This is a genomic window from Fulvimarina thalattae, from assembly GCF_040239565.1.
GTDB lineage: Bacteria > Pseudomonadota > Alphaproteobacteria > Rhizobiales > Rhizobiaceae > Fulvimarina.
In genome coordinates this window covers 1-22,389 of sequence record NZ_JBEHWS010000010.1, presented here as the reverse complement: position 1 = coordinate 22,389, position 22,389 = coordinate 1, and the positions used below count along the sequence as shown (strand labels likewise).

The 22,389-nt window shown below is 62.1% G+C and carries 18 protein-coding genes; 12 read left to right on the top strand and 6 right to left on the bottom strand.

The genetic code is table 11. From position 1 onward, the window contains the following. Positions 1-8 precede the first annotated feature (8 nt). From accD to ABRA89_RS13315, 5 genes are all read left to right on the top strand, one after another. Positions 9-965, top strand: a complete 957-nt coding sequence (gene accD, locus ABRA89_RS13335) for an acetyl-CoA carboxylase, carboxyltransferase subunit beta (RefSeq protein ID WP_349941991.1) — start codon at positions 9-11, stop codon at positions 963-965. A gap of 126 nt (positions 966-1,091) precedes the next feature. Further along, positions 1,092-2,426: a bifunctional folylpolyglutamate synthase/dihydrofolate synthase gene (locus tag ABRA89_RS13330; RefSeq protein ID WP_349941990.1), complete on the top strand. Its 1,335-nt coding sequence runs from the start codon at positions 1,092-1,094 to the stop codon at positions 2,424-2,426. Between the two features lie 11 nt (positions 2,427-2,437). Further along, entirely contained in the window at positions 2,438-2,593 is a 156-nt protein-coding gene (locus ABRA89_RS13325) for a hypothetical protein (protein WP_349941989.1), read from the top strand. Between the two features lie 97 nt (positions 2,594-2,690). Next, positions 2,691-3,980 (top strand): UDP-N-acetylglucosamine 1-carboxyvinyltransferase, encoded by a 1,290-nt coding sequence (murA, locus tag ABRA89_RS13320; RefSeq protein WP_349941988.1) that lies wholly within the window; start codon positions 2,691-2,693, stop codon positions 3,978-3,980. A gap of 767 nt (positions 3,981-4,747) precedes the next feature. Continuing rightward, positions 4,748-5,392, top strand: a complete 645-nt coding sequence (locus tag ABRA89_RS13315; RefSeq protein WP_349941987.1) for a universal stress protein — start codon at positions 4,748-4,750, stop codon at positions 5,390-5,392. Positions 5,393-5,564: 172 nt separating this feature from the next. Here the strand turns inward: ABRA89_RS13315 and ABRA89_RS13310 are convergent, their stop codons facing one another. Both ABRA89_RS13310 and ABRA89_RS13305 read right to left on the bottom strand, forming a co-directional pair. Further along, entirely contained in the window at positions 5,565-7,847 is a 2,283-nt protein-coding gene (locus ABRA89_RS13310) for an HWE histidine kinase domain-containing protein (RefSeq protein ID WP_349941986.1), read from the bottom strand. 49 nt (positions 7,848-7,896) lie between these two features. Continuing rightward, a complete protein-coding gene (locus ABRA89_RS13305) occupies positions 7,897-8,352 on the bottom strand; it encodes a response regulator (protein ID WP_349941985.1) in 456 nt (151 codons plus the stop codon). A 618-nt stretch (positions 8,353-8,970) separates the two neighbouring features. On the opposite strand from ABRA89_RS13305, the gene ABRA89_RS13300 reads away from it, so the two are divergent. Together ABRA89_RS13300 and mfd are read left to right on the top strand one after the other, a co-directional pair. Then, positions 8,971-9,291 (top strand): FAD assembly factor SdhE, encoded by a 321-nt coding sequence (locus tag ABRA89_RS13300; protein ID WP_349941984.1) that lies wholly within the window; start codon positions 8,971-8,973, stop codon positions 9,289-9,291. Positions 9,292-9,473: 182 nt separating this feature from the next. Continuing rightward, entirely contained in the window at positions 9,474-12,992 is a 3,519-nt protein-coding gene (gene mfd / locus ABRA89_RS13295; RefSeq protein WP_349941983.1) for a transcription-repair coupling factor, read from the top strand. Between the two features lie 121 nt (positions 12,993-13,113). Here mfd and ABRA89_RS13290 read toward each other — a convergent pair whose 3' ends face one another. Further along, positions 13,114-14,670 carry an ABC transporter substrate-binding protein gene (locus ABRA89_RS13290; RefSeq protein ID WP_349941982.1) on the bottom strand — a complete coding sequence of 519 codons (1,557 nt, stop codon included), beginning with the start codon at positions 14,668-14,670 and terminating at the stop codon, positions 13,114-13,116. A 184-nt stretch (positions 14,671-14,854) separates the two neighbouring features. Between ABRA89_RS13290 and ABRA89_RS13285 the strand changes: the two genes are divergently transcribed. From ABRA89_RS13285 to ABRA89_RS13275, 3 genes are all read left to right on the top strand, one after another. Further along, positions 14,855-16,099 (top strand): Zn-dependent hydrolase, encoded by a 1,245-nt coding sequence (locus ABRA89_RS13285; protein WP_349941981.1) that lies wholly within the window; start codon positions 14,855-14,857, stop codon positions 16,097-16,099. 159 nt (positions 16,100-16,258) lie between these two features. Then, a complete protein-coding gene (locus tag ABRA89_RS13280) occupies positions 16,259-17,170 on the top strand; it encodes a class I fructose-bisphosphate aldolase (RefSeq protein WP_349941980.1) in 912 nt (303 codons plus the stop codon). Between the two features lie 140 nt (positions 17,171-17,310). Then, on the top strand, positions 17,311-17,706 hold the full coding sequence (locus tag ABRA89_RS13275) for a thioredoxin family protein (RefSeq protein WP_349941979.1): 396 nt from the start codon (positions 17,311-17,313) through the stop codon (positions 17,704-17,706). 88 nt (positions 17,707-17,794) lie between these two features. Here ABRA89_RS13275 and ABRA89_RS13270 read toward each other — a convergent pair whose 3' ends face one another. The 3 genes from ABRA89_RS13270 to ABRA89_RS13260 form a co-directional block, all read right to left on the bottom strand. Beyond that, positions 17,795-18,199, bottom strand: coding sequence for a c-type cytochrome (locus ABRA89_RS13270; RefSeq protein WP_349941978.1), 405 nt, complete (start codon positions 18,197-18,199; stop codon positions 17,795-17,797). A gap of 150 nt (positions 18,200-18,349) precedes the next feature. Beyond that, positions 18,350-19,300 carry a carbohydrate kinase family protein gene (locus ABRA89_RS13265; protein WP_349941977.1) on the bottom strand — a complete coding sequence of 317 codons (951 nt, stop codon included), beginning with the start codon at positions 19,298-19,300 and terminating at the stop codon, positions 18,350-18,352. A gap of 93 nt (positions 19,301-19,393) precedes the next feature. Next, entirely contained in the window at positions 19,394-20,134 is a 741-nt protein-coding gene (locus ABRA89_RS13260) for a DUF3750 domain-containing protein (RefSeq protein WP_349941976.1), read from the bottom strand. A 203-nt stretch (positions 20,135-20,337) separates the two neighbouring features. Between ABRA89_RS13260 and ABRA89_RS13255 the strand changes: the two genes are divergently transcribed. Together ABRA89_RS13255 and hisN are read left to right on the top strand one after the other, a co-directional pair. Further along, the gene (locus ABRA89_RS13255; protein WP_349941975.1) at positions 20,338-21,342 is read left to right on the top strand and encodes an asparaginase; all 1,005 of its coding nucleotides are present in this window, start codon (positions 20,338-20,340) and stop codon (positions 21,340-21,342) included. 51 nt (positions 21,343-21,393) lie between these two features. After that, a complete protein-coding gene (gene hisN / locus ABRA89_RS13250) occupies positions 21,394-22,170 on the top strand; it encodes a histidinol-phosphatase (protein WP_349941974.1) in 777 nt (258 codons plus the stop codon). The last annotated feature ends 219 nt before the right edge of the window (positions 22,171-22,389 follow it).

Here is a 22,389-nt window from a genome sequence, read left to right as displayed (position 1 = left end):
GCTAAGCTATGAACTGGATCACCAACTACGTTCGCCCGAAGTTCTCGAGCCTGCTCGGGCCGCGAACCGTCCCGGACAATCTCTGGATCAAATGTCCCGAGACCGGGGAAATGGTCTTCCACAAGGATCTCGAAGCCAATCAGTGGGTGGTCCCGTCGTCTGGCTTCCACATGAAAATCCGTGCCCATGACCGGCTGAAGGCGTTCTTCGACGAGGGCCTCTACGAGACGGTCGATCTGCCGGAAGTTGCAACTGATCCTCTGAAGTTTCGGGACTCCAAGCGATATACAGACCGCCTGAAGGAATATCGTTCGAAGACTTCTGTGGACGACGCAGTGATTGTCGCGCGGGGCGATATCGAAGACCTCCCGATCATCGCGACGGTCCAGGATTTCGCCTTCATGGGCGGCTCGCTCGGAATGGCGGCTGGCGAAGCGATCATCAAGGGTTTCGAGACGGCACTCGCCGAGAAGAAGCCGTTGGTGCTGTTTTCGGCGTCCGGCGGCGCACGCATGCAGGAAGGCATTCTTTCGCTCATGCAGCTCCCCCGCACCACGGCGGCGCTGGAAATGCTGAAAGAAGCGGGGCTTCCCTATATCGTCGTCCTGACGAACCCTACAGCGGGCGGCGTCTCGGCCTCCTATGCGATGCTGGGAGACGTTCATATCGCCGAGCCCGGCGCCGTCATCGGCTTTGCCGGCGCCCGCGTCATCGAGCAGACCATCCGCGAGAAGCTTCCCGATGGGTTCCAGCGCGCCGAGTATCTGCTTGAACACGGCATGGTCGACATGGTCGTTCATCGACATGAGTTGAAATCGACGATTTCGTCGCTATTGAAGATTTGGACGAAGAAGCCGGCCACCGTGAAGAAAGCCGATCGCTCGGCAAATGGATCGACGGGCGAAGCCCAGTCGCAGGCCGACAGCGTGAATGCTACCGAACGCGCAAACGCCGATGCGGCCTGACTTGGCGACAGGTCTCCAATCTCTGCCGGTCTCCCATCTTTCCGAACCGCGTGAACCTGCGCGTCAAGCGACCAGTGTGACGATCCTTCCTTTGCATTTCTGCAGCCTGCATCGTAGGGCGGCGCGATGACCACGACCTCATTGGCCCATGCGGAGATCGAGGCCTTGCTGGCTCGACTGCCGAAGGGATACGACCTGTCCCTCGATCGCGTGCGCAAGCTTGCGGCGTCGCTTGGTGATCCGCATCTCAAACTGCCGCCGACGGTCCATATTGCTGGAACCAACGGTAAAGGTTCGACCTCCGCCTTTTGCCGCGCGATCCTGGAAGCGGACAAGACCAGCGTCCACGTCCATACCTCGCCGCATCTCGTCTCGTGGCACGAGCGCTATCGGCTGGGACGTGATGGCGAGCGCGGTATGCTCGTGCCGGACGATGTTCTTGCCGAAGCGGTGTCTCGCGCCGGAAAAGCCGTCGGTGACCTGCCGATCACGGTCTTCGAGATTCTGACAGCCGTGACGTTCCTGCTCTTTTCCGAACATCCTGCCGATGCCGCTGTCGTCGAGGTCGGTCTCGGCGGCCGGTTCGATGCGACCAACATTCTCGAAAAACCGGCTGTCACCGTGATCACGCCGGTTTCCCTCGACCACCAGTCCTATCTTGGCGATAGCGTCGAGCTGATCGCTGCCGAGAAGGCCGGCATCATCAAGCCGGGGGTCCCGCTTGTCGTTGGTCCCCAACCCGAGTCGATCGCAATCGACGTGATTTCCAGGATCGCCGAGCGCAACAAGGCTCCGATTGCTCGTTACGGGCAGGACTTCTTCGCCTTCGAAGAACACGGACGCCTCGTCTATCAGGATGACGACGGCCTCCTCGACCTGCCGCTGCCGCGCCTCTATGGCCGCCACCAGATCGCCAACGCGGCGACTGCGATCGCCGCCGTTCGCAAGGGGGGCTTCAAGCCGAGCGAGCAGGCTATTGAAGCCGGCATGACAAGCGTCGAGTGGCCCGGCCGCCTCCACAAGATCACGTCCGGACCGCTCTTTGAAGCAGTCGTCGAGGGCGGTGAACTCTGGCTCGACGGCGGACACAATCCCGGGGCAGGGGCGGCGATCTCGGAGGTCTTCGCCGATCTCGAAGACAAGGTCTCGCGACCGCTCTTCCTGATTTGCGGCATGCTCAACACCAAGGACCCGACCGGCTTCTTCGAGGCTTTTCACGGCATCGCCCGCCGGGTGATCACCGTGCCGCTCGCGACGACCGATGCCGGGATCGATCCGAACGAGCTCGTCGATTTCGCCCTCGACACCGGGCTCGACGCCGAAGCGACCGACAGCATCGAAGCCGCCATCCGGCTCGTTTCGGAACACTGGGCGGTCCAGCCTGCGCCGCGCTTCCTCATCTGCGGATCGCTCTATCTCGTTGGTGAGGCCCTCGAAAAAAGCGGGCTTGCACCTCGCTGAAAGGCTCGATTGTGAGCAAGGTCTTCTCGCTTCTCTTCATCGTCCTGATGGGTATCCATCTTGTGAGGCCCCTGGGCCTTCCGGGGCTGAAACGGCGGGGTGATTTCTGGAAAATCGCGCTCGTTGGTTTCGTCGTCTTCAGCCTCACGATCATGATCCGCCCTTGAAACCATGACATGACCGAATGTTTGTGATCCCTCCGGCGCTGGTGTAGGAACCGCTGGATTTGATCATTCCTCGACTTTTTGTGGGCTGAACCGACACATGGACCGAATTCGCATACGCGGCGGAAACGCGCTCAACGGGACGATTCCCATCTCGGGTGCCAAGAACGCAGCTCTTCCGCTGATGATTTCCGCGCTGCTGACGGACGACCAGCTGACGCTCGAAAACGTGCCGCATCTCGCCGATGTCGAGCAGCTGATCCGCATCCTCACCAATCACGGCGTGGACTACACCGTGGCCGGTAAACGCGCCGGGCAGAGCGCCGCCACCGGCCGTACCATCCATTTCAGCGCCCGCAACATCGTCGATACGGTCGCGCCTTATGAGCTCGTCTCGAAGATGCGTGCGAGCTTCTGGGTCATCGGCCCGCTGCTGGCGCGTATGGGCAAGGCGAAGGTCTCGCTGCCGGGTGGTTGCGCGATTGGCACACGGCCGGTGGACCTCTTCATCGACGGCCTGCGCAAGCTCGGTGCCAAAATCGATATCGAGGGCGGGTACGCGATTGCCGAGGCCAAGGGCGGCCTCGTCGGTGACCGGTACGTTTTCCCCAAGGTCTCCGTCGGCGCGACCCATGTGCTGATGATGGCGGCAAGCCTTGCCAAGGGCGAAACCGTGCTCGAAAACGCCGCGCGCGAACCTGAAGTCGTCGATCTTGCCAACTGTCTCAACGCCATGGGCGCGAAGATCGAGGGTGCCGGAAGCCAGACCATTACGATCACCGGCGTCTCCCAACTCTCCGGCGCACGCCATTCGGTGCTGCCCGACCGGATCGAGACCGGCACATACGCGATGGCCGTCGCAATGACCGGCGGCGAGGTGAGGCTGACCAACACCCGTGCCCACCTTCTCGATACGGCGCTCGATGCCCTGCGGAACGCCGGCGCGAGCGTCGAGGATACCCAAGACGGCATCCGCGTGACGCGCAATGGTGGCGGCATTCACCCCGTCGATGTCGTCACCGATCCGTTCCCCGGCTTCCCGACCGATCTCCAGGCCCAGTTCATGGGGCTCATGACCCGGGCCGAGGGCATCTCGCATATCACCGAGACGATCTTTGAAAATCGCTTCATGCATGTGCAGGAGCTTGCCCGGCTCGGCGCGAAAATTTCGTTGTCCGGCCAGACGGCGACCGTCGAAGGTGTCCCGACGCTGAAAGGCGCACCGGTCATGGCGACCGATCTGCGCGCCTCCGTTTCGCTCGTGATCGCCGGACTGGTGGCGGAGGGTGAGACCGAGGTTCATCGCGTCTATCATCTCGACCGCGGCTTCGAACGGCTCGAAGAAAAACTGACCGCCTGCGGTGCTGATATCGACCGCATCTCCGGCTAATCCTTCCGCGGTTCAGGCCTCATCGCGGACATGGCTCGGCGTTCCCGCGCCGCTTTCGCTGCCGGGGCGTTGAGAGCTTTCGGTATTGCGCCACCCGATGAGGGCGGCGAAGCGCCGGAGGCGAGCCCTCCGAAACGTTTTGTATGCGGCTCACCTCCGGCGCTCCGCACGGGATTTGTCGCGCTCGCTTCGCCGATCGTTCCCGCTTTGCCCGATGCTTCGCCCCGCCAGCACGCCGGCCTCGTTGCCGAGGCGGGGGATGCCAGCTTGAGGTTCCACGTCGGGCTTGGCCCAAACCATCGGCGGCTGTTGGTGCTTCACGGGGAGCCTTGCCGGCCTCCCGTTCAAGCGGACCGATCCGCACCCGCGCCGTAATACGCGAGGGACCAACGGAGCCGCGAGGCGTCCGGGACGCTGTTCCTCCGGAAGGAACACCGCCGCAGACCCGCAAGCCATGCACCCGAAGCGATCCCGGCGATCACCCGTGCCCTCTGGCTGCGTGGCGAGGGGGATTATGCGGGTGGTTCAGAGGGCGGGGATAAGGTTTTTAGTTTGGTGGGATGACGGTTGAGGAAGATCAGGTGCGCGATCGCTGACGACGGCGAGATTAAGCGGTAGGCGGAATGGCGGCCGTGCGCACACAAAGGCTTGGATGGCGAAAAGAAAACTCCGCCAACAGCTCGAGCTACGGTGCCGAGTTGGTTTAAAGTCTCAACGCAAATGAAACCGGGCTCCAGGTCCGGTCTTTCACCCCGATCATCAATACTGTGGCCCGGCCCGAGCTTTCCCTCCTGTCGAGCGCGTCGGTGTTTTGGGACTGTCGGTTCGCGCGGCGCTGCCCAAGGCGATTTTCTTCAATTATCGGGCAACAGGCTGATTTTGCAGGATCGCTGACGAAGAGAAGCGCTTCGCCGGTCAAACATGGGGCCGCCGGCGGAAAACCGCGACTTGACCGGCACGACCTAAATCAGGGAGGACACTTCCGTCCGAACAAGGAGTCCCACATGTACAAAAAGATTCTCATTGCGATTGCCCCCGATCATCTCGATGCTGCCTCGGAATCCCTCGCAGCCGCTCGAGCACTTGCGGACGAAGGCGCGATCATTCACGTAATCTCAGTCATCAACCGAATTCCCAACTATGTCGTGGCTGAGGTTGGTGGAGAAGTCTACGAACGCTCGAGCGACAAGACGAAGAAAGCGCTCGCGAAGATCTTGAAAGACTTCGACGATATCGAAGTCAAAACCTTCATCGGTGAACCGCCTGCCAGAATCATTTCGACTGCGAAGGAGGGAAACTACGATCTCATCGTCATCCGCTCCCATAAACCTGGCGTGAGAGACTGGTTCCTGGGCTCAACGGCCGGCCGGGTCACGCGAAGCACTCCGTGCGCCGTCCACATATTGCGGTAAAAGATCCACTGTCTGAAAATTGCCGATCACCGAAGCATAAGTGATCGGCGAAGGAAGATTGCGGATGGAAGCCGATTGATAGCTCCGGACAAAACAGTTCATCGTCCACAAGGCGGTGAACGACTTCCTGTCTCTGAACAGGAGCCGGGGTCACTCGACGATCCACTTAACGCTACTGGGACTGGTCCGCGTTTGCACAGACCACCGGCAATTCGACCTGGATGATTGCCGATAGACCTTGCCGAGCATAGTCGAACTCGCATTCGGCGCCGATCTGATCGACCAGAACGCGCTGCAGGAGCTGGGAGCCGAATCCCTTACGATCAGGCGGTGAGACAGGCGGACCGTTTCTCTCTCGCCAGCGCAGTTCGAGCGTTCTGTGCTCGGGCGTCTCAACAATCCACCAAGCGATAGACAGGCGTCCTGCCGGGACACTGAGAGCGCCGTATTTGACGGCGTTGGTGACAAGTTCGTGCAGTCCCATGCCGAGGGGCACCGCGATAGTCGCCGGCAGTTCGACGGAGGGGCCATCGAGAACGACGCGCGCGCCCGCGTCGTCCTCATGTGTATTAGCGACAAAGGGCGCGACCTCGTTCTCGATCAGCTCGCGCAGATCTGCCGATTGCCGCATGCCCTCTGTGAGGATCGTATGGGTGGCGGCGAGCGAAGAGAGACGGTTGACGAAGGTCTCCGTGAAAGACGTGACATCCGAGGCTGAGCGCGATGACAGCTTAAGGACGGCCTTGATCGTCGCGAGCATGTTCTTCACGCGGTGGTTCAGCTCGTCGATCAGGATGCGCTGCTCATCCTCGGCTGCCCGGCGGGCCGTGATCTCGCGTTGGGCTTCCTCGAAGAGCCCGGCATTGTCGAGCGCGATGGCGCCTTGGGCGGCAAGGCCCCGGATCAGCTCCTCATGGCGTTTGCTGAAGCGACCGGGCTCGGGATGGCCGAGAAGCACGGCACCGTGCGCCTTGCCCTCCCAATTGACCACCGGAACGGCCAGATAGCTGCGCACCGGCAGGTGACCGTGTGGCATTCCGCCTGGATAGTCCTCGCTCTCCGCAGCCTCGCTTTTATTCCGTTCGCCGTTTTCGAGGCCGCGCCCATACCGTGGATCGTTCGTGATGTCGTCCGAACGGATGATGCGGTTGTCAACGAAGGTCGGCGCGAAGACAGCTGTTTCCCGCGGATCGGCGAACCGGGCGAAGTCTTCCTTCTTCGCTCCGGAGAGGACGTAGAGACGGAGATGTTCGCCGTCCGGCTGGCTCTTGAGATAGAAGAAAGCACCGTAGCGGGCGCCCGACAGAACGGTCGCGGAATCGACGACCATCTGGACGATGCCCGCCTGATCGAGCTTGGCGCTGAGTGACAGGCCGGACCGGTTGAGCGTGTCGAGAAGACGGGTTTCGGCTCGTAGATCGGAGGTGCGCTGACGCACCTCGCGATCGAGCTGAAGGCGGGCGGTCTCTGCGGAAACCGCCATGCGCCAGGCGACGACCATCAGCGCGAGAAGTGGCAGGAGTCCGATGCCAGCGAAGAGGGCGAGCGGACGGAAACGCTTCCAGAAGTCTTCCGCCAGCGCGTTGCTCGACTGGGTGACGCGCACATAAACCGGCCTGTCGCCGACCCGTTGATAAGAGCCGAACCGCATGTCATCCGCTTCAGCGAATTGAATTTCGCCGGCTTTGTCCGCTTCGCCAACTTGCTTGGCGAGTGAGCCCATATCGGCAGGAACCGATCCAAGCTCCGGCCAAGAGGTCAGGACACCCATGTCCTCGGCCCGGAAAATCGTGACCCGCATACCATCCGACAGCGTGAGCTGGCGCCAGTAGTCGTTGAAGTAGCCAAGTTCGACCGTGGCAAGGGCGGTGCCGGCAAATTCGCCAGCCTCGTTGGTGATCCGGCGCGAGATCAAGAACGTGCCCTTCGCAGTCACCCGCCCGGTAATGCGCTCGCCGACGTAAAGACCAGCGTCCTTTTCGGTTTGCGCCCTGAAAGCATCACGGTCGGCGGCGCTGCTTTGTGGCGCCGGATATTTGAAACTGGTGAGCCGCAACGCGCCGGTGGCGTCATTGAGCCAGAGGTCGTCGATATAGGCGATGTCGTTTCGCAGGGCGACAAGCTGCTCATAGGCCGAACGCGAGGTCCCGACCGTTGCCCAGTCGCCCTCATCGGCAACCTGAACCGCATTTTCGAGAGCGAGATCAGTCACGGTGAACAGCTGCTCCGCGTGCTGAGACAGGAAGAACGCTGTTCGACGCGCTTCGGCGCTGGCCCTGTCGATCGCCTGATCCCACTGGCTCCGCCAAATTGCGGCGCTCAAGCCGACGACGATGAGGATTCCGACAAGGCTTGCGAGAAGGATCGAACGGGCAAGAGTCAGGTCCCAGACATGCCGGGACGGCCGATCGGCCGATGGCGACTCATCTTCTGCCAGGTTCGGTTTGCCGTCCAACGCACTTACTCACTACTCGGCACTGGGTCTGTACCCGACCCGAAAGACGTCAGTTCTGTGTTTGCATGACCGACCTGAGCGCCTGGAGAAGCTCTTCGGCGCGGAATGGCTTGGAAAGCATCGCGATCGGTTCGAGATCGGCCAGTCGACTGCGTGTCGCTGAATCGAGATTACCGCTGATGAAGATCGAGTGGATACCGAAACGCTGGAGGATTTCGCGGGCAGCATCCCCGCCGAAGGAGCCGTCGGCGAGCTTGAGGTCCATCAGCACCACATCGGGGCGTGCCATCTCAACGGCCTTGACGGCGGAACTCGCCGTCGTCTCGATACCCATAACCTTGTGCCCGGCCTCTTCGACCGACTGTTCGACGTCCATTGCGATGAGGATTTCATCCTCGACGATGAGGATATCGAGCGAACGGGGCTTGGCATCAGCAGAGTGTCCACTCGCGCCCGGAGACGCGGGAGCAGATAGGCTGTACTCCTGATGGGCGGCAATGGTCATGGGCGATCAGTCACCTTCACTAAAGTACGCGGGCTTATCTCGATTTCGGCAGCGTTAGTAAAGCCTTATTAAGCTTCTGCACATGCCGCCTTTGAGAGCCACCGCGGTAAAACGAGAAGTACGTAGGCGAAATCCAGCCGTGGGTACATCCGCGCGCTTCGCGGCTCTAGAAGCGCGTAAGGTTCAAGTTAGTTCCCAAACGTGAACCAGTCAGCAGCGCTACCGATCGCAACGCTTTGCGGCGTCTGTCTAGTCGATCATGTAAGGCGATTTTCGCGCTGTAAAGGGGCGAGAGTGTCTTGCAACCAATAAGGCGTCCGGCTGGGTGGGCGGCGCTTGTGGTAGCCGACGCACGAGGCGTCGATCAGGACACGAGCCGTTCGAGGACAGTGGTGTAGAAGAGTTTTCCGGACCGCTTTGCAGGTGTATGCCGCTGGAACTCGGCCCAATCCTCTTGCGAGGACCTGCTTGCCGCGCTGAAAAGCCCAAGGGTCGTTTGAGAGCGTCTCGACGCGAGCTGAAAGAAAGCGTCTCGCCTGCGGCGACCTGCGGATTTGTGCTGTTCCCCGATCCTCTTTATCTGGAGGTGACCCGCCAGATGAAGACGAAGGCAGCCTCATGAAAACCGGTTCCGTACGCTCGTCCGAGGATCTCGACACGCGCCGGAAAAAGGCACTGTTCCGCTCATGGCATCGCGGTACGCGGGAGATGGACCTCGTGTTCGGCCGCTTCGCCGATGCCGAGATCGCGACGCTTTCCGACGACGACATGGACAGCTACGAAGCGCTGATGCTGGCGCCAGACCCGGAGATCTTCAAATGGGTCTCGGGCGAGAAGCCGGTGCCGGGCAATTACGACACGCCTGTGTTTCGGCGGATCAAGGAGTTCTACACGCGGTTCGACGTTGAGGACCTCTCGCTGGCAGAGAAGGGAGCGTGAGTCTCGCTCCGGTAATCGTCATCTTCCGCTCCCGTCCCGAGGATGATGGCGGAGCGCGGTGGCCTTCAGCACTGCGATGACGCAGGGCAACGCATCTGCCCTTGAACCGGGCGGCGCAAAGGGCCATTGAAGCGACACGCTGAAAAGCTTCCCCTTACGATCCGCGATAAAGACGCCAGCCGATGAACCTTCCCGAACCATTGAAGCGTGCCCTCAAGAAGGGTGGCGGGCTTGAAGTCGGCAATGTGCTCGACGGCACCGAGGCCTTCCTTCTTGCCGAGATCGCGCGCGATCGAGGGGGCAAGAAGCCGATCGTCTTCGTGATGCGCGACGGCACGCGCATGAGCGAAGTGGAGGACGCGCTGCGTTTCGTGCAGCCGGAGCTTCCCGTTCTCACCCTGCCGGCCTGGGACTGCCTTCCCTATGATCGCGTCGGGCCTTCCGGCGAGGCGGCGGCGCGGCGGCTGTCGGCGATGGCATCCCTCAACGCGCTCAGACAGAACCCGCATCGCGCTGTGATCCTGACGACGGCGAACGCACTTCTCCAGAAGATGCCGCCGGCTGATGTTCTGGCGCGCGAGGCGATCAAGGCGGAGGCCGGCGGCTCCGCGCGGATGGACGACATCGTCGAGGCCCTGTCGCGCGGCGGATTCGAACGGGTGGCGACTGTGCGCGAGCGCGGTGAGTTCGCGGTCCGCGGCGGCATTCTCGATCTCTTCGCGCCGGGCTCGGAAGAGCCGGTGCGGCTCGATTTCTTCGGTGACACGCTGGAGACGATCCGTGCCTTCGATCCGGCGACCCAGCGCACCACCGAGCAGAGAAAGAGCTTCGAGCTGGCGCCGGTCTCCGAGGTCTCGCTTACCAAGGAGACGATCAGCCGGTTCCGGTCGAACTATGTGAAGCGCTTTGGCGCCGCCCAGCCGGGCGATGCGCTCTATGCCTCGATCTCAGAGGGCAAGCGCTTTGCTGGCATGGAGCACTGGCTTCCATTCTTCTATGAGAGTGTCGATACGCTGTTCGACTATTGCGACGGCTTTCCGATCGTCCTCGATCATCTGACGATCGAAAGCGTTGCCGAACGGCGCGCGGTGATCGAGGATCACTACGAGGCAAGGAAGCGCACCAGCGGCGAGAACGCGGCGAAAAGCGCCGAGGGCGTCGTCTACAATCCGGTCGAGCCGGGCGAACTCTACCTCACCGACGACGAACTCAACGGCGCTCTGGCGATCGTCGATCCGATCCGCTTCTCGGCCTATGCTTCGGCGGAGACCGGCACCCGTGAGGTTTTCAATCTCGATGTCTCGCGCGGCCGAAACTTTGCGGCCGAGCGGCAGGCGGAGAACGCCAACGTCTTCCAGGCGGCCGTCGACCACATCTCCAACGAACGGGCGAACGGAAAGCGCGTCGTCCTCGCGGCCTGGACCGAAGGCTCGCGCGACCGGCTGACGCAGGTGATGGAGGAGCACGGGCTTGGCCAGATCAAGCCGGTGCAAAACCTGAAACAGGTGCGCGAGGCCCCGAAGAATTTCGTCGTGACCGCGATCCTCGGCATCGAAGCCGGGTTCAAGACGCCGGATATGGTGGTGGTCGGCGAGCAGGACATTCTCGGCGACCGGCTGGTGCGGCGCTCCAAGCGCAAGCGGCGCGGATCGGACTTCATCTCGGAAGTGTCGGGGCTCGACGAGGGCGATATCGTCGTTCATGTGGATCACGGCATCGGGCGCTTCGTCGGCCTGAAACAGATCGAGGCGGCGGGCGCGCCGCATGACTGCCTCGAATTGCGCTATGCCGGCGATGACCGCCTGTTCCTCCCCGTCGAAAACATCGAGCTTCTGTCCCGCTATGGCGGCGAGGGCACCGAGGCGACCCTCGACCGGCTGGGCGGTGGAGCCTGGCAGGCGCGCAAGGCCAAGCTGAAGAAGCGCCTTCTCGACATGGCGGACGGGTTGATCCGCGTCGCAGCCGAACGCGCGATGCGCGGTGCGCCCAAGCTGAACCCTCCCGAGGGCCTGTTCGACGAATTCGCCGCACGCTTCCCCTATGAGGAGACCGACGATCAGGCGAATGCGATCGATGCGGTGGTGGACGATCTTGCCGCCGGCCGGCCGATGGACCGGCTGATCTGCGGCGATGTCGGCTTCGGCAAGACGGAGGTTGCTCTTCGCGCGGCCTTCGTCGCGGCGATGAACGGGCTTCAGGTGGCGATCGTCGTGCCGACCACGCTTCTCGCCCGCCAGCACTTCAAGACGTTCTTCGAGCGCTTCCGCGGCTTGCCGCTCAATGTCGCACAGGCCTCTCGTCTCGTGACCGGCAAGGAGCTGGCGGCAACGAAAAAGGGCATCAAGGAGGGCACGGTCGACATCGTTGTCGGCACCCATGCGCTGCTCGGCAAGGGCGTCGACTTCAAGAGCCTCGGCCTCCTCATCATCGACGAGGAGCAGCACTTCGGCGTCAAGCACAAGGAGCGGCTGAAGGAGCTGAAGTCGGACGTCCATGTGCTGACACTCTCGGCGACGCCTATCCCGCGCACGCTTCAGCTGGCCTTGACGGGCGTTCGCGAACTCTCGCTGATCACGACGCCACCCGTGGACCGCATGGCCGTGCGCACCTTCGTCGCGCCGTTCGATGCGCTGGTGGTCCGCGAGACCCTGCTGCGCGAGCGTTATCGCGGCGGCCAGAGCTTCTATGTCTGCCCGCGCGTCTCGGACATCGCCGGCGTGAAGGAATTCCTCGACGATCAGGTGCCCGAGCTGAAGGTCGCCGTCGCCCATGGGCAGATGGCGGCGAGCGAGCTCGACGACATCATGAACGCCTTCTACGAGGGCCAGTACGACGTGCTGCTCTCGACGACGATCGTCGAATCGGGCCTCGACGTGCCGACGGCGAACACCATGATCGTCCACCGGGCGGATATGTTCGGCCTGTCGCAGCTCTATCAGATCAGGGGCCGCGTCGGGCGCTCCAAGCAGCGCGCCTACGCACTGATGACGATCCCGGCGAACAAGACGCCGACCAAGGGCGCGGACCGGCGGCTCAAGGTGCTGCAATCGCTCGACACGCTCGGTGCGGGCTTCCAGCTCGCGACCCACGATCTCGACCAGCGCGGCGCAGGCAACCTCCTCGGCGACGAGCAGTCCGGCCATGTGAAGGAGGTCGGCTACGAACTCTATCAGCAGATGCTGGAAGAGGCGGTCGCCGAAATGAAGGGCGCGGAGCCGGAAACAGCCGGCCAGTGGTCGCCGCAGATCGCCGTCGGCACGGCGGTGATGATCCCGGAAGGCTACGTGCCGGATCTCCAGCTGCGCATGACGCTCTATCGTCGCTTGGCCGAACTCACCGAAATCCGCGAGATCGACGCTTTCGGGGCCGAGCTCATCGACCGGTTCGGACCGATGCCCGACGAGGTGGAGCATCTCCTGAAGGTGATGGTAATCAAGGCGATGTGCCGCAAGGCGAATATCGAGAAGCTGGATGCTGGGCCGAAGGGCCTCGTCGTCCAGTTCCGCGAGAAAAACTTCGCCAATCCGGCCGCGCTCATCCGCTATATCTCCGAACAGGGCTCAAGCGCGAAGATCCGGCCCGATCAGTCCATCGTGCTCATCAGGGACTGGCCGACGCCTCAGAAGCGGCTCAACGGGACAGCCACGATCGCCAGTCAGCTGGCAAAGATGGTGGACGAGGGACAGAAGCAGGCGGCTTGATGCTGGTCGAAGCCTGAGCCATCAGGGACAACCTCGGGCGCTTTCCCGAGGTCACTGCGTTTAGAAGAATTAGAGGAGCGTCGCCGAGGTCAGACCTCGGCGAATGAAGGCTCGATCCGTCTCAGCCCTTGCTGACATCCTTTAGAATCAAGAGGAAGCTCGGCTCCAACGAGAAGCCCTGCACCTCTGCGCGGGTTACTGCGTTCTGCTTCCAGTTCGCGACGAAGGCCCAGGGGGCGTCGTCGTGCACGAGCTTCTGAATCTGGTTGTAGAATTCGGCGCGCTCGTCCTGATCGGTCGTGCGGCGGGCCTTTTCGAGCAGCTCATCGACCTCGGGGTTCGAGTAATAGCCGGAATTGAAGCCACCTTCGGAGGGCAGTGCGTCGGAGCGCAGCGCGAGGAAGGGCAGGGTGTCCGGATCGTTCGTCATCCAGGCCATCTCCGCCATGTCGGCCTTGCCTTCTAGACCGGGATTCACGTTGGAGAGGAAGGTGTTCCACTCGTAGGTCTCGATATTGGCCTTGAGGCCAACCTCGGCGAGATCGGCCTGGATCGCCGTTGCCATAGCCACCGGATCGAGCATGCCGGAGCCGCCTTCGGCGACATAGAAGGTGAGATCGGCGCCTTCGGCACCGGCTTCGGCGATGAGCTGTTTCGCTTTTTCCGGATCATGCGGATAGGGCTCGACGGAGCCATCATTCGCCCATTCGAAGGCTGGGGGGATCGGTCCTGCCGCGACATCGGCCGTACCCTGCAACACGTTCTCGACGATCGCCTGCTTGTCGATGGCGTAGTTCACCGCCTGGCGAACCTTCTTGTCGGCGAAGGGGCCTTCCTTGGTGTTGAGGATCAGGAACCAGAGATGCGGTCCAGCCTCTTCGTCGACCTTGAAATTGGCGTCGTCCTCGAAGGTCTGAAGGCTGTCGGGCGGCACCTCGACCATCAAGTCGAGACCACCGGAAAGCATCTCCGCGACGCGTGTGTTGGCGTCGCCGACTGGGCGGAACACTACGGCCTGAAGGGCCGGCGCGCCTTCCCAGTAGTCCGAAAAGCTGGTGACGACGACCCGCTGATTGGCCTGCCATTCCTCGAATTTGAAGGCACCCGTGCCGACCGGATTGCGCCCGAAATCGGCGCCATACTCTTCAACAGCGGCCGGCGAGACGATGAGGCCGGTCGGATAGGCGAGATTGGACAGGAACGGCGCGAACGGCTCCTTCAGCTTGAATTCCACCGTGGTCTCGTCAACGGCGGTCACCGTATCGACCGTGGAGAAGAAGAAGGCGAGGGGGAACGGGCCGGTGTCGTGATAGGGGTGGTCGTCCTTCAGCATCCGATCGAAGGTGAACTTCACCGCTTCGGCGTTGAACGGTGTGCCGTCCTGAAAGGTGACGTCCTCGCGAAGATTGAAGGTGTAGGTCGTTCCATCCTCGGAGATGGTCCAGTCGGTCGCAAGCGCCGGTTCGACTTCGAGAGTGCCTTTCTTGAAGCGGACGAGACCGTCATAGAGATTGACCAGGATGCGAAAGTCGTTGACGGCCGTGACGGCCTGGGGGTCGAGTGATTTCGGCTCGGCGATCTGGCCGACGAGCAGCACGTTCGGATCGCTCTGCGCGCTCGCGGGTGCGGTCGTCAAAAGTCCGATTGCCGCGATGGCGGCAGCCAAGAGCCGTTTCATGGTCACTCCTCTTAATTCCTGGCGGCCAGTAGACAGGCTCGCCTTGGGGCTGACAACCGGCAAGTGTTTAAAACTTAAAGCTTCGGTGGCCGGGCTCGATCATTCGCCCTGAAGACGGCGGTGGCGTGACATCGGTCTCACAAGGGCTTTTTTCGGCAGGAGTGAATCGGGGGAGCGAGCTTTGATGCCAGACATTCGGATCGATGAAGAGCGGCTGAGAAGCATCCTCGATGGCATCAATGCCTTTGGCCGCAATCCGCTCACCGGCAGCTACGACAGGATCGGATTTTCCGACGCGGACATGGCGGTTCGCCGATGGTTTGCCGAACTCATGCGGGCGGAAGGACTGGCGGTTCGGATCGACGGTGCCGCCAATGTCTGGGGGCGCTTCGGGCCGCCCGATGGGCCTGCGATTGTCGCTGGCTCGCATCTCGATACGGTGCCATCCGGCGGGGCGTTCGATGGCGCGATTGGCGTCGCAGCAGCGCTGGAGTCGGTGCTTTCGCTTCGTGACGCCGGGTGGGTGCCCCGGCAGGCGATCGAGGTGGTCGCTACGGCGGAGGAGGAAGGACGCTTTGGCGGTATGCTCGGCTCGCGGGCGATCGCCGGCCTCGTCACCGACGAATGGCTTCAGACTGCACGTGATGCAGATGGCGTGCTGCTTGGCGATGCGATGCGGGGGCAGGGCCTCGATCCCTTGCAGGCACTCGATGCGCGTCGATCGAAGGACGAAATCGCAGCTTTTGTCGAACTCCACATCGAACAGGGGCCGGTGCTGGAGGCAGAACGCCTCGATATCGGGATCGTCCACACGATCTCGGGCATGGCCTCGCTCTCCGGCAGGCTGATCGGACGCGCCAACCATTCCGGCACGACGCCTATGGCAATGCGGGCGGACGCCTTCGCGGGCCTCGCCGATTTCGCGGTGAAGATACCGGCGCTCATAGGGGCCGAGGGAACCGCAGCCACGCGGATCACGATCGGCCATGTGGAGCTCGATCCGAACTTTCCGCACACGATACCGGGCGAGGCGCACTTCACCATCATTCTGCGCGATACGGACCCGGCGTTGATGCGCCGGCTGGCGGGGATGCTCGAAAACACGCTGGCCGATTCGGCATTGCGGCATGGCTTGAAGCATACCCTCGACGCCGCGACCTGGCTCGATCCGGTCCAGCTCGACGGCGGCCTCACGGATATCATCGAAGCCGCAGCAATCCGGCAAGGCGTCCGTCACCGGCGCATGGAGTCCGGTGCGGGACACGATGCCCAGACGATGCAGTCGCTCTGCCCATCGGCGCTGATTTTCGTGCCAAGCATCGGCGGCATCTCCCACGCGCCGGAAGAACAAACCGAGTGGCCGGCAATCGTCACAGGCGCAAATCTTCTGCTGGAGACGCTTCGCGAGCTTTCCGGTGCTCGGACTTAACGATCTTCGAAGCTTTTCCGAGGTGCATCCGTAGTCTAACCGATTTTTATCGGTCAGGGTGACGACCGATGACTGGACCTCGTCGCCATCAAGCGGCATGTAGGCCACGACCGCCGGTTAACGGCCCGCGAGATTCAACTGCTTGGAGGAGAGCATTCCATGTTGAGAACGGATACCGTCCGCAACATCCTGTCCTGGTACGAGGGCGAGACGCCCGGGCTGAAATCGAACCTTTCACGTCTTCTGATGCATGGACGACTCGCCGGCACTGGCCGTCTCGTGATCCTTCCGGTCGATCAGGGTTTCGAGCATGGCCCCGCACGCAGCTTTGCGCCGAACCCGGTCGCGTACGATCCGCATTATCTCTACGAACTCGCGATCGAATCCGGTGTTTCCGGCTATGCCGCGCCGCTCGGTCTTCTGGAGCAGGGCGCGGATACCTTTGCCGGCGAAGTGCCGCTGATCCTCAAGCTCAATTCAGGCAATTCGCTCGTTTCGGGCAACGATCAGGCCCTGACGGGCAAGGTGGAAGACGCCATGCGCCTCGGCTGCGTCGGCGTCGGCTTCACGATCTATCCGGGTTCGGAATCCTCCTACGAGATGCTGGAGGAACTGCGCGAGCTCAGCCTACAGGCGAAGTCGCGCGGCCTGATGACCGTCGTCTGGTCCTATCCGCGCGGCGGCAAGGTGACGAAGGACGGGGAGACCGGCCTCGACATCATCGCCTATGCCGCGCACATGGCGGCGCTGATGGGCGCTACCATCATCAAGGTGAAGCTGCCGTCGGATCACATCGATCTCGACGCCGCGAAGTCGACATATGAAAAATATCCGCTCGAAACGAGCAAGCCGGCCGAGCGCGTCAAGCACATCATGCAGTCGGCCTTCAACGGCAAGCGCATCGTCGTCTTCTCCGGCGGCGGACACAAGAACGAGGCCGAGCTTCTGGACGAGGTCCGTGCGATCCGCGACGGTGGCGGCAACGGTTCGATCATCGGCCGCAATTCCTTCCAGCGCTCGAAGAAGGAGGCGATCAAGCTCCTCAACGACGTGATGGAAGTCTACGCCTGAAGCTCGGCTCCGGATGAATTGACATCAAACGGTCGGCCTTCGGGTCGGCCGTTTTTCATTGGGCAATGAGAGCACATCCGGCCGGTTCAATCTGCCGAGCGATCCGTGATATCGTTTATGTCGGCAGGGGAGGATCGGACATGGATTTCATCGCGGCTGTTTCGCGGCTTGCCGGAGTGGCGGCGCTTGGTGTCGCGAGCTGGATCACAGCATCTCCGGCGGCCGAACTCCTGATATTCGAACAGGACGGCTGCCCCTATTGCGCGAAGTTCGATGCGGAGATCGCGCCGGATTATCCGCAGAGCAAGGCGGGCAAGATCGCTCCCCTCAAGCGCGTGGACATCACCGACGACCGCAAAGGCGGATACGAGAACATCGCACCGGCCGTCTTCACGCCGACCTTCGTCATGATGAACGATGCGGGCGAGGAAGTGGGGCGCCTCAAGGGCTATCCGGGCCGGAATTATTTCTACGGCGAAATTGAGCCGATGCTCGACAGGCTCGAGAACAGCGCGAAGACTGAAGCTCCCGAATAGGAGCTTTGGGACGCTCCGCAGGACATACGAAAAAGGCGCGGGCTGATGGGCCCACGCCTTTTCAAGTCATACGATCAGAGAAAGCCGCTTACTGTGCGGTCGTGCCGTCCTCGTTGAAGGTTTTCAGGTACGCGATCACGTTCGCGACCTCTTCTTCCTTCTTCAGACCGGCGAAGGCCATCTTCGTGCCCTTCACGGTTCCGCGCGGGTCGGTGAGCCAGGTCGTCATCAGCTCGTCGTCCCACTGCTCCTTGTCGGCGGCCCACTCCTTGAAATTGGACGAGAAGGTGTAGCCCTCGACCTCGCCGGGCTTCTCGCCGAAGACGCCGTTCAGCTCGGGGCCGATGCCGTTCTTCGCGCCTTCGCCGACCTTGTGACAGGCCTGGCAGCGCTTGAAGATCTGCTCGCCGGCTTCGGCATCCTGCGCTTTTGCCGGCGCACCGAGCGCCAGGGCAAGTCCGGCGCTTGCAGCGAAAAGAGTGAGATAACGCATATTGTCCTCCCGATAGTGGTGGCTTGGTACCCGCCGAGGTTAGTCATATGTGACAAAGCGGTCCGTTTACAATTGTTCCAGAGTAGAAACTAAGAAAAGCCTCAAGAGTCGGGAAAAATGCACCGGCCGGGGCCGCTAACAGCCAGCGTGTCAGAGCGGCGGAAGGCCGAGATCCGACCGGCGCGGCAAATCGGCTCCCTGCCGGGAGCAGGTGATGGCTGCGGCTTTCATGGCAAAGCTCAGCATGGCGTGGATGTCGTCTTCGGAGCAGTTCGCGAGGCCTTTGCGTGAAAGGCGATCGTTCTCCATCAGCCATGCAATCAGTCCGGCCTGGAAGGTGTCGCCGGCGCCGACCGTATCGACGACGGTGATTCGCTGGCTTTCCTCGAAGGTCTTGAGCCCCGAGCGTGATGCGGCCTTGGCGCCCTTGCCCCCAAGCGTGATGACGACCAGCTCCGGCCCCATGGAAAGCCAGTCGGCTTGAACATCCTCGATCGTGCGGCCCGGATAGAGCATTTCGAGGTCTTCCTCGCTTGCCTTCACCAAGGTCGCATGGGGGACGAGTTGGCGAACCTTCTCTCGCCAGACCTCGACGTCGGGCTCGATCGAAAGCCGGATATTCGGGTCATATGTAATGAACTTGGCCGCGCTTTCGCGTTCCGCGAGGGCGGAGAGCGCCGAGGCAGTCGGCTCGGTGACGGTGGCGTAGGATGCGAGATGAATGCCGACGACATCGTCGAGGTTTTCGGGAAGTTCATTCGGCTCGATCGACCGGTCCGCGGTGCCTTCGATGTAGAAGTCGTAGACGGCGGTGCCGTTCTCATCGAGCGAGACGACGGCGAGCGTCGTGTGACGTTCGGTCGGGATCGAATAGCGCCGGTCGATCTTTTCCTGATCCATGAAGCCGGCGAGCCGCTTGCCGAAAACGTCGCTGGAAATCTTGGTGAAGAAACCGGCGGGATGGCCGAGACGCGCAATGCCGAGGGCGACGTTGAGAGGCGATCCGCCCACCCGGCCGGAGAGTTCGATCGCGGCGATGTCGTCGCCCTCGTTTCCACCGAACAGATCGAACAACGCGTCGCCACAGGACAGATACATCATGCCATTCCTTCCCGATTCTTCGGGCACCTTATCGCAGCCGGATGGATAGGCCAGACATAGTGAGGAAGAAAGTCGGGGATTCTCGCAAGCCGATCAGGAGAGGGAATAGGCGCCGAAGGCCGGGATCTTCACGGACAGATCCAGCGGGTCGATTCCCGCGACGAGACCGAAGAGGTTGATCTCCAGACCGGCCTCCGGACCAACGACAAGGCCTGCATAGCCGAAGAGCGAGGCGCGGAATTCCGATCGATCCTCGTCAAAGGAGGCAAGCGATCCGTCCACGGGAAAGTCCCGCCCGACAGCGGCCGGTGGGAGCATCACGCGAAAGGAGGGAACGTCGCGCAGGACCGTCGCGACAAAGGTGTTGGAGTTCGGGCCCGGAAAGATCGTGTAATCGCCGCGATTGGAAAACCGATATTCGCCGATCGCCTTGCGAAGCTGGGGAATCAGCGCGGACGCCTCATCGCCGTGAACTTCCGCCACGATGCGCGGGACGTTGGAATACCACCGTCCGTCCGCGTCGTAGGCGTTCTGGCGCACCGGATTGCCCCAGCCGACGACGTCCCAGCGTTCGTAGCGCGATGCGCCGGCATCCTTGAGCACAAGCCAGGAATGCTCCGCGACTGCGCCTTTCAGCCCGCCCGTTCGCGCGGCCATGACATAGACGGCAGGTTCGGGCGTTTCGCTCGCAGCGGGTAATACACGGGCCGACGACCAGTCTGCCTCGCGCCAGGAGCGTGGATTGTCCCCGACCCACCAGATCGCCGCCGACAGGGCGGAGGGCAGGACAAAAATGACGAGAAACAGAATAAGAAGGGTTCGCAGGATTTTCATGTCGGCGTGGAAGCGGTGGCGGGCTTAAGCGAAGTCGTCTAGCAGCCGAGGATATACGGATCGGAGTTCATCCTGCTAGCTGCGCAGTGAGTTGCAAATGGGGCGCCGTGCCGCGTATCGCAGCTTCCGGACCCGATGACGCAGTAGCCCCCGCCGGCGCATCGCCGCACTGACAGAAAAGACCAGGAAAGGCGAAAAGCCCAGTGACCAATCCCGTTCTCGTCGAAGCCACACGCGGTTCAATCGCCGAATGCCTTTATCGCGGGGCCTTCGCGATCGTCGACGGCGATGGCCGGATCGTTCGCAGCGAAGGCGATGTCGAGCGGCTCGTGTTTCCGCGTTCGGCGATCAAGGTGTTCCAGGCGATTCCGCTGGTCGAGACCGGCGCGGCGGATCGCTTCGGCCTGAGCGATGCCGAGCTGTCTCTTGCCTGTGCATCGCATTCGGGAGAGCCGGGTCATGTGGTTCGCGCCGAAGGAATGCTGGCGAAGACGGGGCTCGATGCCTCGCGGCTCGAATGCGGGTGCCACTGGCCGCTGGACTTCCCGGTGGCGATCGATCTCGCCAAGACGGGCGAGAACCCGACACCGCTGCACAACAACTGCTCGGGCAAGCACGCCGGTTTCCTTTGCACGGCCACCCATCTGGGCGAAGACCCCAAAGGTTATGTGGGTGCAGAACATCCTGTGCAGAGGCGGGGGCGGCAGGTCATCGAAGATCTGACGGGAGCCGAACTCGGCGCCGATGTCTGTGGCACGGACGGCTGCTCGATCCCCACCTATGCAGCGCCGCTTTGCTCCTTCGCGCATGGCTTTGCCAAACTCGTCTCAGGCAAGGGAGTCGATGCGGGCAGGGCAAGGGCCGGACAGCGGCTGATCGACGCCTGCATGGCGCATCCATGGGAGATGTCCGGCACCAAGCGCGCCTGCCTTCGGTTGATGAAAGCCGCGCCCGGACGCGTGCTGGCGAAGACCGGAGCCGACGGCGTCTATTGCGGCGCGATCCCAGAACTCGGGCTGGGATTTGCCCTCAAGATCGACGACGGGGCAACGCGGGCGGCCGAGTCGCTGGCCGCTGCCGTAATCGCCGAGGCATTTCGTGCGGAGGACGCGGCTCTTGCTCAAACTTATGACGCGCTCGGCCGCACTGTGCTGAAGAACTGGGAGAAGATCGAAGTCGGCGAAGTGCGTCCTGTTCTGGGCCGATAAGGGCCGACTTCAAAGCTGGATTGATATCGATCGCAAAGGAAAGCTGACCTGATGACCACCGTCTCCGACCGCGATTTTCTGCTCGCACTGGCCGATGCCGCCGATGCGGTGACGATGCCGCTGTTTCGCCGCCAGATCGGGATCGACAACAAGCTGGAGACGGATTTCGATCCAGTGACGGAGGCCGATCGCGGTGCCGAACGCGCAATTCGCGAACTGATCCGAAAGACCTTTCCCGACGATGGGATTCTCGGCGAGGAATACGGGGAGGATCGCGGAGGATCGCGCAAATGGGTGATCGATCCGATCGACGGGACGCGCCTCTTCATCACCGGCGTTCCGCTCTGGGGCACGCTGATCGGTCTGACGGAAGACGGGCAGGCGACAGCCGGCATCATGTCCCAGCCCTATACCGGCGAGCGCTACCTAGCCGGTTCCTGGGGCGCGGAGCATTTGCGGGGAGGTGGTGTCACGCGACTTACGGTGAAGGCTACGAAGCGCATCGAGGACGCGGTGATGTTCTCGACCACGCCACGCCATTTCACTGGCGAGGTTGGCGAGCGGTACGAGGCCTTGGAAGCGAGAACGAAGCTCACGCGCTTCGGTACGGACTGCTACGGCTTCTGCATGCTCGCGGCAGGGCACGCCGATCTCGTGGTGGAACGGGATCTGAAACCCTACGACATCGTCGCTCTGATCCCGATTATCGAACGGGCTGGCGGTGTCGTCAGCAACTGGAGCGGCGGGCGCATGGAAGAGGGCGGCGATCTCGTCGCCGCAGCAACGCCGGAACTGCATGCGGCGGCGATGGAGATGCTGAACGGCTAGGGGGAGGCGGCCAATCCGCTCCTATTGAGCGGTGGATATCGCGTAGAGCGCGACTATCGTTCGGTTTTACGCAGCTATGAACGGCGAGAGCCTGAGTTCCAGCGCGAAGTGCAACACCCCAGAGCCGATGTATGATCGGCTCGGTTGTCCAGACCAATTGGAGTGTTGCGTTGCCATCCTACGTCCATCTTTCATCTCTCGAAAGAGAACAGATCGCCG

What these genes read in the sequence shown, in the direction of transcription:
- accD (WP_349941991.1), top strand. Translation starts at nt 9, where the DNA reads ATGAACTGGATCACCAACTACGTTCGCCCGAAGTTCTCGAGCCTGCTC.
- ABRA89_RS13330 (WP_349941990.1), top strand. Translation starts at nt 1,092, where the DNA reads ATGACCACGACCTCATTGGCCCATGCGGAGATCGAGGCCTTGCTGGCT.
- murA (WP_349941988.1), top strand. Translation starts at nt 2,691, where the DNA reads ATGGACCGAATTCGCATACGCGGCGGAAACGCGCTCAACGGGACGATT.
- ABRA89_RS13305 (WP_349941985.1), bottom strand. Translation starts at nt 8,352, where the DNA reads ATGACCATTGCCGCCCATCAGGAGTACAGCCTATCTGCTCCCGCGTCT.
- ABRA89_RS13300 (WP_349941984.1), top strand. Translation starts at nt 8,971, where the DNA reads ATGAAAACCGGTTCCGTACGCTCGTCCGAGGATCTCGACACGCGCCGG.
- mfd (WP_349941983.1), top strand. Translation starts at nt 9,474, where the DNA reads ATGAACCTTCCCGAACCATTGAAGCGTGCCCTCAAGAAGGGTGGCGGG.
- ABRA89_RS13290 (WP_349941982.1), bottom strand. Translation starts at nt 14,670, where the DNA reads ATGAAACGGCTCTTGGCTGCCGCCATCGCGGCAATCGGACTTTTGACG.
- ABRA89_RS13285 (WP_349941981.1), top strand. Translation starts at nt 14,855, where the DNA reads ATGCCAGACATTCGGATCGATGAAGAGCGGCTGAGAAGCATCCTCGAT.
- ABRA89_RS13280 (WP_349941980.1), top strand. Translation starts at nt 16,259, where the DNA reads ATGTTGAGAACGGATACCGTCCGCAACATCCTGTCCTGGTACGAGGGC.
- ABRA89_RS13275 (WP_349941979.1), top strand. Translation starts at nt 17,311, where the DNA reads ATGGATTTCATCGCGGCTGTTTCGCGGCTTGCCGGAGTGGCGGCGCTT.
- ABRA89_RS13270 (WP_349941978.1), bottom strand. Translation starts at nt 18,199, where the DNA reads ATGCGTTATCTCACTCTTTTCGCTGCAAGCGCCGGACTTGCCCTGGCG.
- ABRA89_RS13265 (WP_349941977.1), bottom strand. Translation starts at nt 19,300, where the DNA reads ATGATGTATCTGTCCTGTGGCGACGCGTTGTTCGATCTGTTCGGTGGA.
- ABRA89_RS13260 (WP_349941976.1), bottom strand. Translation starts at nt 20,134, where the DNA reads ATGAAAATCCTGCGAACCCTTCTTATTCTGTTTCTCGTCATTTTTGTC.
- hisN (WP_349941974.1), top strand. Translation starts at nt 21,394, where the DNA reads ATGACCACCGTCTCCGACCGCGATTTTCTGCTCGCACTGGCCGATGCC.